Below are 1,455 nucleotides of genomic sequence, written 5' to 3' on the forward strand. Positions count from 1 at the left end.
CCCCCGACGACGTCCCCGACACGGCCTCCGCCCTCCTCAACTTCGACGGCATCTCCTACGCCAAGGGCGCCTCCGCCCTGCGCCAGCTCGTCGCCTGGCTCGGCGAGAAGGACTTCCTGGCCGGCATCAACACCCACTTCGCCCGCCACAAGTTCGCCAACGCCTCCCTCGCCGACTTCATCGACTCCCTCGCCGCCCACACCGAACGCGACGTCCGCGCCTGGGCCGACGTCTGGCTGCGCACCACCGGCATCGACACCCTCACCCCGCGCATCGAGGAAGCCGCCCACGGAGCCGACGGAGTCGCCGGCTGGACCCTCACCGTCGACCACCACGGCAGCCGCCCGCACCACATCGTCGTCGGCGTCTACGACCGCGACCCCGCAGACGGCCGCACCCTGGAACCCCGCGAACACCTCACCCTCGACATCCCCTCCGACGAGGTCGTCTCCGTGAGCGGCGCCCGCCCCGCACTGCTCCTCCTCAACGACGGAGACTTCACCTACGCCAAGGTCCGCCTCGACGAGACCTCCCTCGAAACGGTCCTGCGCGGCCTCTCCGGCATCCCCGACGCCCTCACCCGCGCCGTCGTCTGGAACGCCCTGCGCGACATGGTCCGCGACGGCGAACTGGACCCGCAGGACTACCTGCGGACCGTCGAAGCGAACCTGCCCGAGGAACACGACCTGGCCATCGTCCAGGGCGTCCTCTCCTTCGCCCGCACCCAGGTCGCCGTGCGCTTCCTCGCCCCCGAGGACCGGACCGCTGCCCTGGCCACCCTCACCGCCACCGCCCGCGACCTGCTACGGCGCACCGAGGACGGCTCCGAGCCCGGCATGCGGCTCAGCGCCGTACGCGTCCTCATCGACAGCGCCACCCAGCCCGACACCATCGCCGCCTGGCTCGCCGCCGAAACCGTCCCCGGCGGCCCCGCACTGGACCCCGAGCTGCGCTGGCGCATCCTCGCCCGCCTCGCCGTCCTCGGCGCCGTCGAGGAGAGCGACATCGACGCCGCCCTCGCCGCCGACCCCAGCGCCACCGGCCAGGAGGGCGCCGCCCGCTGCCGCGCCGCACTGCCCACGGCGGAGGCCAAGGCCGCCGCCTGGAACCGGCTCTTCCACGACGACAGCCTGTCCAACTACCTCTTCAGCGCCACCGCCCAGGGCTTCTGGCAACCCGAACAGGCCGACCTCGTCGCGGAGTACGTCACCCGCTACTACCCGGACGCCGTAGCCCTCGGCGCCCGCCGCGGCCCCGCCATCGGCGAAGCCGCCGGCCGCTACGCCTTCCCCGCCTACGCCATCGACGAGGCCAACCTCCAGGCCGGGCACGCCTGCCTCACCGACCCGGACATCCTCCCGCTCCTGCGCCGCAAGCTCGTGGACCAACTCGACGACCTCGCCCGCGCCCTCCGCGTCCGCACCGCCTGACCCGGCTCCCTTTAACAACTTCCCA

1 protein-coding gene is annotated in these 1,455 nt (G+C 73.0%); it reads left to right on the plus strand.

The window, feature by feature from the left end:
• Positions 1–1,430: M1 family metallopeptidase (locus tag PV721_RS43335; protein WP_319734369.1), on the plus strand; the 1,430-nt coding region annotated here is incomplete at its 5' end.
• Positions 1,431–1,455: the final 25 nt, after the last annotated feature.

This window comes from Streptomyces sp. MB09-01 (assembly GCF_033794505.1).
Taxonomy (GTDB): domain Bacteria; phylum Actinomycetota; class Actinomycetes; order Streptomycetales; family Streptomycetaceae; genus Streptomyces.